Below are 7,646 nucleotides of genomic sequence, written 5' to 3' on the forward strand. Positions count from 1 at the left end.
CAATATACTGCACAAACTACCCGTCGATTACGGGGATCGCCATGCACTATAGTGCACGCATGACGCAACGGTCCGATCTTCCTCCCTCGATCCGGATCGACGGCGAGGGACTCCTCCACGCGCTCGCCGCGAGGATACGCGCCGTCCGCGAGTCCCGGGGCTTCACGCGCGCCGACCTCGCGCAGCGCTCCGGGGTCTCGATGCGTTTTCTCGCGAGGGTCGAATCCGGGGACGGGAACCTCTCGGTGCTCCGGCTCGCCGAGATCGCCGCGGCGCTGGGAGTCGCTCCCGACGAGCTGCTCCGCCCGAACCCGGGCCACGGACCGGTCGTCGCCCTCGTCGGGATGCGCGGCGCGGGAAAGAGCACGGTCGGACCGTTGCTCGCGCGGCGGCTCGGCGCCCCGTTCGTCGAGATGGAGACCCTGATCCGGGAAGCTTCCGGCGTCCCCGTCGACCAAGTGTTCGAGCTCCACGGCGAGGCGTACTATCGTCGTCTCGAGCGGGAGATCCTCGGCCGCATCCTCGCCGAGGGGCGGGCGACGGTTCTCGCCGCGGCCGGAGGAGTCGTGAACGAACCGGCGACGTGGGAGACCCTGCTCGCGCGCGCCACCGTCGTCTGGCTCAAGGCGCGCCCCGAAGACCACTGGAACCGCGTCGTCGCGCAGGGGGATCGCCGCCCGATGGCGGACAACCCCGACGCCCTGGCGCAGCTTCGCGCGATGCTCGCCGCGCGCGAGCGGCTCTACGCCGAAGCGCATCACGCCGTCGACACGACCGGCCGCACGCCCGCCGAGGTCGCCGACGCGATCCGCGCGGCCGTGGAGGCGCGATGACCGCCCCGCGCGCCGCGAGGGTCGGGCCCGCCGTGGCGGGCCGCTGGTACCCGGCGGGAGCGCAGGCCCTCGCCGACGCGGTCGACGCCCTGCTCGACGGCGCGGCGGACGCACCGCTCGTGCCCGCGGTGATCGCCCCTCACGCGGGATACGCCTACTCGGGAGCGACCGCCGCCGCGGCGTTCCGCCGATACGTCGGCGCCGGGATCCGTCGCTGGATCCTCCTCGGCCCGAGCCACTATCACGGCTTCCGAGGGGCGCGCCTTCCGGACGCCGCCGCTTGCTCGACGCCCCTGGGCGACGTCCCGATCGACCTGGAGGCGGTCGGCGCCCTCGCCGAGGACCCTCGCTTCGCCCTCGACAACCGCGTCTTCGAGCGTGAGCACAGTCTCGAGAGCGAGCTCCCGTTCCTCCAGCGCGCACTCGGCGACCCCGAAGGGTTCGCGATCGTCCCGGTGCTCGTGGGATCGCTTTCCTCCGCGGCGGATCTCGACGCCGTGGCGCACGCGCTGCGCCCGCTCGCGGACTCCGGCGCGGGAATCGTGGTCTCGTCGGACTTCACGCACTACGGCGACGCCTTCGGGTACGTCCCGTTCCTCGACGACGTCGAGGCGGGACTTCGCGACCTCGACCTGGGGGCGGCCCGGTTCATCGTGAACGGCGACGCCCCCGGCTTCCGCGACTACTGCGATCGCACGGGCGCGACGATCTGCGGCCGCGACGCGATCGAGGTCGCCCTCGATCTCGGCCTCGGCCGCGGCGCCGTCGCCGCCTACACGACCTCCGGCGCCCTGACCGGCGACTGGGACCACACGGTCTCCTACGCGGCGATCGCGCTCGAACGGGCGCGGACGTGACCGCGACCCTCGACGCTGCGGAGCGCGAGGCCCTGCTGGCGCTCGCGCGGGCCGCGATCGAACAGGAGTTGTTCGGCGGCGACGTCCTCGAGCGGGCGCGCCGCGCCCTTCCCCCCTCCCCGGCGCTCGACGCGGCGCGGGGGGCGTTCGTCACCCTCAAGACCTCCGAACTGCGGGGGTGCATCGGCCACCTGGAGAGCGACCGCCCCCTCCGCGAGACGGTCGAGCGGTGCGCCGTCGCCTCCGCGTTCGAGGATCCGCGCTTCGACCCGCTCTCCCCGGCCGAATGGCCCCGCACCAAGGTGTCGATCTCGGCGTTGACGATCCCCCGTCCGGTCGAGGGCCCGGCGGGGATCGAGATCGGCCGTCACGGCGTCGTCCTCGAAGCGAGGTCGCGGCGGGCGGTGTTCCTTCCGCAGGTCGCCCCCGAGCAGGGGTGGGACGTCCCGACGCTCCTCTCGCACCTGGCGCGCAAGGCGGGCCTTCCCGGCGACGCCTGGCGCGACGGCCGGCTGCTGGTCTTCGAGGCGGAGGTCTTCGGGGCCGAGTGACCCTCCTGCTATAGTCCGGGGGTCATGTCGCAGGCCTTGACCCTCCCCGAAGAGGGCCTCGTCGCGGTCCTCAGGGACGCCGTCGAGCTCGCCAAGCCCCGGATCACCGGGATGGTCGTCTTCACGACCGCGATGGGTCTGTGGGCCGCGCCGACCTCGATCTCCGTGGCCCGCACGGTGGCGCTGCTGGTCGGGACGACGATGCTCGTCTCCTCCGCGAACGTCTTCAACAGCTGGATGGAACGCGACGTCGACGGTCGGATGCTCCGTACGAAGGAGCGGCCGCTGCCGGCGGGGCGGTTCGACCCATGGACGGCCTTCGCCCTGGCCGTGTTCCTGGGCGTCTTCGCGGTCCCGATCCTCGCGGTCGCGGTGAATCCCCTCACCGCCCTTCTCGGCGCGATCGCGCACGCGATCTACGTGCTCGTCTACACGCCGCTCAAGCGGGTGACCCCCTGGGCCCTCGAGATCGGCGCGATCCCGGGCGCCGTCCCGCCGCTGATGGGCTGGGCCGCCGCGACGGGCGGCCTCGAGGCGGGCGGCTTCATGCTCTTCGGCATCCTGTTCTTCTGGCAGCTCCCCCATTTCATCGCGATCGCGATCTACCTCCGCGAGGACTACGCCCGCGGGGGCCTGCGCGTCCTCTCCGTCGTCCGCGGCGAAACGAGCGCGCGGCGTCGCCTGCTCGCCTGGACCGTCGCCCTCGTGGCATGGAGCTTCGTCGCGCTGCCGATCGGCGCGGCGGGGCTTCCCTACGCCGTCGTCGCCGCGCTCGTCGGCGCGGGCTTCCTCGTCATCGCGGTGGACGGAGTGATCCGGGCGGTGGGCGGCGCGTGGGCGCGCCGCGCGATGCTCTACTCGCTCGTCTACCTCGTCGCGGTCGCGGCCGCGCTCGTCCTCGACGCACGCTGACGCACACCCCTCAGGGAGCCGCCTTCACGAAGACCACCGCCGTCGCGTCCGCGGCGTCGAGCCTTCGGACCGCGTCGCGGAACGCCGCGTACCCCTCCGCCTCGACCCGGTGCGCCGTGAGCCGCGCGAGGCGCCGGTAGCGGAGTCGCCCCTGCTCGAAGGTCCAGTCGGCACGCCCCTCGACGCCTCCGGCGCTCACCTCGATCGGTCGCGGCAGCTCCTCGGGAACGAAGCCGTCGGGGACGAGCACCGCCGCCTCGACCCGCTCCTGGCGCGGAAGGACCCGGAGGTCCCATCGCAGCGACGAGGGGAGGTTGCGGGGGTAGAGCCCTCCCGCGGTTTTCCCGGGCGACACGATGAGCATCCCCCCGACGCGCTTGCCGAACCACCCTCCCCGCAGCGTGGAGCGCTGCACCACCGGCGCTCCGGAACGTTCGAGGCCTTCGACGGTGTACGACCCCAAGACGCTCCCGGGGAAACGCGACTGCAGCCACGCCTCGTAGAGGCGCCGTCGCTCGCTCTCCGCCACGGCGGACCAGCCGGCCCTCAGCTCCGCCCCTTCGGCGTCGAGCAGCCGCTCCTCGAGCACGGCCGAACGGAGCGTGCCCGCCTCGTCCAGCTCCGCGTCCAGCGTGCGCTCGACCGTCGAGGCGTCGGGCGGCTGCACGGGGAGCTCGATCAGCCGGCCGCCCTCGGGCAACACGAGGAGGGCGCGCGTTCCCTGGTCGCCGTCCGGAAGGGTCCAGGCGGACCAGCCCCGCGCGGTTCCGTCGAGGAACAAGACGCGCCCGACGCCCTCGACGTCGAGAACCGGCCAACGATCGACGAGAGCGCCTTCCGGGAGCAGGATCCCCGCGATCGCATGATTGAACTGGTTCGCGGCGGGGACGTCGGGGTCCACCTCCCCGGAGCTCCGGGTCTTGACCACGACCGGGAAGGTGCGCAGGCCCCAGTGTCCGACGATGGCGCGCAGCAGGAACGCCTTGTCCTTGCAGTCGCCGAACTTCCTCGAGAGCACGAGCGAGGGCGGATGGGGCTTGTAGCCGCCGATGCCGAGCTGGATCGAGACGTAGCGCACGTCCGTCGAGACGTAGTCGAAGGCGCGCTCGATCGCGGGACCGAGCTCCTCCGGAGACCTCGGGTGCCACGCCTGCGCGAGCCGCGTCACCTCGCCGAGGTCGACGAGCACGGGCGAGGTCAAGGACTCGTACCATCGCCCGAGCGCCTCCCAGTCCGCGAAGCCGCGCCGGCCGTCGGGGCTCCACCAGCGCGCCCACACGCGGGCGATCAGGTCCGCCGCGGGGGGAGTGCCTTCCTCCGTGGGGAGCGGCGGAACGTCGGAGGCGTCGCAGGTGACCGTCGAGCCCTCGACCGCGCAGGGGACCTCGCGGATTCCCGAGGCGGACCAGTCGACCCCCCAGTCCTTGGGCGCCTGCAGGATCAGCCGGCTTCGCAGCATGGGATACCGCTCGTGTCCGAAGTGGTGGACCACGGCGCCGAGGTCGAGCGTCCGGATCACGGAGGACTCGCTCGTGAACGTCGCCCCCACGACCGGGTTCGCGGCGGCGAGGTAGAGGATCCGGGAATCGTCCGCCACGCTTCCGCCGTCGGTCCAGGGATCGTCCCGGCGATCCAGGACCGGGTCCGGAGCGACCGCCGTTCGGCCGTCGGGGGAGACCGTCCAGCCGCGGACCTCGGGTTTCGTGTCGTCGCGGCGATAGGGGACCGCGAAGATCTCGGCGTCGGCGATCGCGGCGCGCTTCAAGGGCCGGATGGCGTAGCGTCGCGTGACCTTCACGCCCCCCTCCGCGATCGGCTGGGCGATCGTCTCGTCGTGGAGAACCACGGCGGCGGCGTCGGTGGCGGGCGTGGGCGTCGCCGCCGCCTCCCTCGCCCACGCGGGCAGATCCGCGAGCGGAACCGTCCGCCGGTTCGGCTTCGCCGGGAAGGCGCCGCCGACCGACGCGGCCAGCACGAGAGCGGCGAGAGCGGCCCTGCCGCCGCGACTCACGGCAGCGTCACGACGACCGGCTGGTCGTCGGTCTTCGCGATGTCCCGAAGCCAGTTCTTCAGCGTCGCGTACGCGGCCGCGGGGACGCGCGGCATCTCCAGACGCATCAGGCGCCGGTTGGAGACGCTCCGCCCCACGACGGCCTGCGTCGACGTGTACTTCCCGACCGGGGGCGCGGCGGCGTCGAGCCCCTGCGGAACGGCCGCGGTCGCACCCTCGGGAAGCTCGAGCAGGACCGTGTCGGTGCGGTCGAACGGTTCCCCGAAGTACACGTCGTTGCGCCTCGTCTCGGCCGCCCAGTCGGCGGGGTCCATCCGGTCGAGCAGGTTGAGGTTGACCAGTATCCGCTTGCCCGCCGGAACGGCGTACCCCTCGACCGTCCACTTCACGACGGTCTTGAGCTGCTTGTCGCCGTCGAGCCCGTCGAACTGCAGCGAGACGATCTCGGCACCCGGCATGTGGCGGCGCAGGCGCCGCTGGACCCGCTCGCGGCGCGCCGCGTCGTCGAGATCGCGGACGGCGTTGCGGCCCCGCTCCGCCGCGAGGCCGTACTCCGTGAACGTCCCCTCGAGCTCGAGCCGGCCCGTCGCGTCCAGCTTCCCGCGGACGACGTTGACCAACCGGTTGTCGGCGACCCCGATCTCGCCGAGCCGGACCGGCGCCGTCGTCTTGCCGTCGAAGGGGATCACGAAGACGCCGCGGGCCTGCGTCGGCACCGGCCCTGCGGGGTTGTCGGAGAGCGGATCGACGTACACGGGCCCCTTCTCCCCGGCGAAACGGAACATCCCCGCGTCGAGGAGGATCGGCAGCGGCACCTGCGGAGGAAGCGGACCGGACGCGCGCCGCCGGTAGGCGACGAGCTCCGCCGGAACGTCCACCGCCTTCAGCATGGCGACGGCGGTCGCCGCGATCTCCGTCGAACTCCCGGACCCCTGGGCGAGCACGTCGTCCGGGGACGGCGCGGTGACGCCGTACGCCCAGACGGACACGCGCAGGCGCTCGCGGAGGACCTTGCGCACCGCCTCGGCCTTCTCGAGCGGGGTGGCGAGAGAACCGGCGACCTCCTTGGCCAGAGCCGTGGTCGCGTTGACCTTGCGCTTGGCCCAGATCGTCCAGAACTCCTCGTATTGGCGCTTCGTCCAGGGCGCCCACTCCACGGCCCACTGCTCGGAGTACCCCTCGGTCTTGTACTCGCGCGGGTAGACGATGAGCTGCCGCGGGCTCTCGCTCTCCGGGGGGGAATGGGGCTCCCCCGACAGCGACGGGACGTCGGTCCAATGCCAGACGTGCGCCATGCCGCGCGCGGAGCGGAACGAATGGACCGCGGTCTCCTCCTGCGAGAGTCCGATCCCGAGCGTGGAGAAGCCGAACCCGCCGTCGACCTCGAACATCAGCCGATTGTCGAGGACCGGAAGATCGAGCTGGACCGGCCAGATGACGTTCGGGATCTCGTCGACGATGTACGAGAGGTGGAGGTCGAGGATCGCCCCCGGCCGGACCTCCGGCCAGGCGACGCGCAACTGGTTGCGCTCCGTTTCGTGGGTCGTCCCCTTCGACTGCTCGCGGAAGATCCCGCTCGCCGCATCGACGATCTTGCCGTCCGGGAGCACCGTCCTCGCCTCGACCTTCTGGAGCCGCCAGCGCCCGTAGGCCTCGAACTCGAAATCGCCGTAGTCCTCCACCCCCGCGGCGTCGAGGATCTTGACCCGGCGGTAGACGTGCACGCGTTGCAGGAGGTCGTCGGACTCGACGAGGAGCTGCCGCTGCTCGGCGTACAGCAGCATCGCCGCGGGAGCCCCCGGCTCGAACGGAACGGAAGCGAGCTGCTTGTCCGCGTCCGTGATGGGCGGGTACTCGTCCTTGAGCAGGAGCTCCGCGGGTTTCCGCTTCGGCGTTCCCGCAGGAGCGGCCGGGAGGAGCGTCGTCGCGAGGACGACCACGAGCAGGCGCGACACGAGCTTCATTGCGGGGACTCCTCTGCGAGGGTAACGACGAGAGGCCGGTCGTCGGCGGCCGCGATGTCCGAGAACCACCGGCGCAGGTCGGGGTACGACGACGCCGGGAATCGGTACAGGTGGAGCGTCATGCGGCGCGTGGCGACGACGACCTCGCCGCGCCGCTCGGTCTGGCTTTCGTAGGTTCCGACCGGCCCCGCCGCCAGGCGGGCCTTCGGGCCGGGCAGGGCGACGTCCTTGACCCCCTTCGGCAGCCGGAGGAAGACGGTGTCGAAGACCTCCGAGGCTTCCCCGAGGTCGACCGGCCAGGGGCGCTCGGTCACGCTCCAGGCGTGCGCGCCCTCGCGCGTCCTCACGTTGGGGAGCAGGATGCGCCTCGCCCCCGCCGCGCTCGCGTACGCCGCCGCGCGCCACGTCGCGCGGATGACGAGGTCCTTGGTCGGATCGCCCATCCCCTCCACGGCCAGCGTGTCGATCTCGGCGCCGGGAACCCCTTCGCGCAGCTCGTCGAGAATCGCGAGCTTGCG

Annotated in this window: 7 protein-coding genes; 4 read left to right on the plus strand and 3 right to left on the minus strand. The window is 72.4% G+C overall.

What is annotated here, in order from left to right; translation table 11 throughout:
- Positions 1 to 59: 59 nt before the first annotated feature.
- The 4 genes from VF139_17350 to cyoE are packed head-to-tail and all read left to right on the plus strand — an operon-like array spanning position 60 to position 3,153.
- Complete coding sequence (locus tag VF139_17350; GenBank protein ID HEX6853165.1) at positions 60 to 833, plus strand: shikimate kinase; 774 nt, start codon at positions 60 to 62, stop codon at positions 831 to 833.
- Positions 830 to 1,690, plus strand: coding sequence for an AmmeMemoRadiSam system protein B (gene amrB, locus VF139_17355; protein ID HEX6853166.1), 861 nt, complete (start codon positions 830 to 832; stop codon positions 1,688 to 1,690). Before VF139_17350 ends, amrB begins: the two co-directional genes overlap by 4 nt.
- On the plus strand, positions 1,687 to 2,241 hold the full coding sequence (gene amrA, locus VF139_17360) for an AmmeMemoRadiSam system protein A (GenBank protein HEX6853167.1): 555 nt from the start codon (positions 1,687 to 1,689) through the stop codon (positions 2,239 to 2,241). Before amrB ends, amrA begins: the two co-directional genes overlap by 4 nt.
- Before the next feature lie 24 nt (positions 2,242 to 2,265).
- Positions 2,266 to 3,153 carry a heme o synthase gene (cyoE, locus tag VF139_17365; GenBank protein HEX6853168.1) on the plus strand — a complete coding sequence of 296 codons (888 nt, stop codon included), beginning with the start codon at positions 2,266 to 2,268 and terminating at the stop codon, positions 3,151 to 3,153.
- A 10-nt stretch (positions 3,154 to 3,163) separates the two neighbouring features.
- Here cyoE and VF139_17370 read toward each other — a convergent pair whose 3' ends face one another.
- The 3 genes from VF139_17370 to VF139_17380 form a co-directional block, all read right to left on the minus strand.
- Positions 3,164 to 5,164 carry a DUF3857 domain-containing protein gene (locus VF139_17370; protein ID HEX6853169.1) on the minus strand — a complete coding sequence of 667 codons (2,001 nt, stop codon included), beginning with the start codon at positions 5,162 to 5,164 and terminating at the stop codon, positions 3,164 to 3,166.
- Positions 5,161 to 7,128, minus strand: a complete 1,968-nt coding sequence (locus VF139_17375) for a DUF3857 domain-containing protein (GenBank protein ID HEX6853170.1) — start codon at positions 7,126 to 7,128, stop codon at positions 5,161 to 5,163. Before VF139_17375 ends, VF139_17370 begins: the two co-directional genes overlap by 4 nt.
- Positions 7,125 to 7,646: hypothetical protein (locus VF139_17380; GenBank protein ID HEX6853171.1), on the minus strand; the 522-nt coding region annotated here is incomplete at its 5' end. The genes VF139_17375 and VF139_17380, both read right to left, overlap by 4 nt.

This window comes from Candidatus Polarisedimenticolaceae bacterium, assembly GCA_036376135.1.
Classification (GTDB): domain Bacteria; phylum Acidobacteriota; class Polarisedimenticolia; order Polarisedimenticolales; family DASRJG01; genus DASVAW01.

What these genes read in the sequence shown, in the direction of transcription:
- VF139_17350 (HEX6853165.1), top strand. Translation starts at nt 60, where the DNA reads ATGACGCAACGGTCCGATCTTCCTCCCTCGATCCGGATCGACGGCGAG.
- amrB (HEX6853166.1), top strand. Translation starts at nt 830, where the DNA reads ATGACCGCCCCGCGCGCCGCGAGGGTCGGGCCCGCCGTGGCGGGCCGC.
- cyoE (HEX6853168.1), top strand. Translation starts at nt 2,266, where the DNA reads ATGTCGCAGGCCTTGACCCTCCCCGAAGAGGGCCTCGTCGCGGTCCTC.
- VF139_17375 (HEX6853170.1), bottom strand. Translation starts at nt 7,128, where the DNA reads ATGAAGCTCGTGTCGCGCCTGCTCGTGGTCGTCCTCGCGACGACGCTC.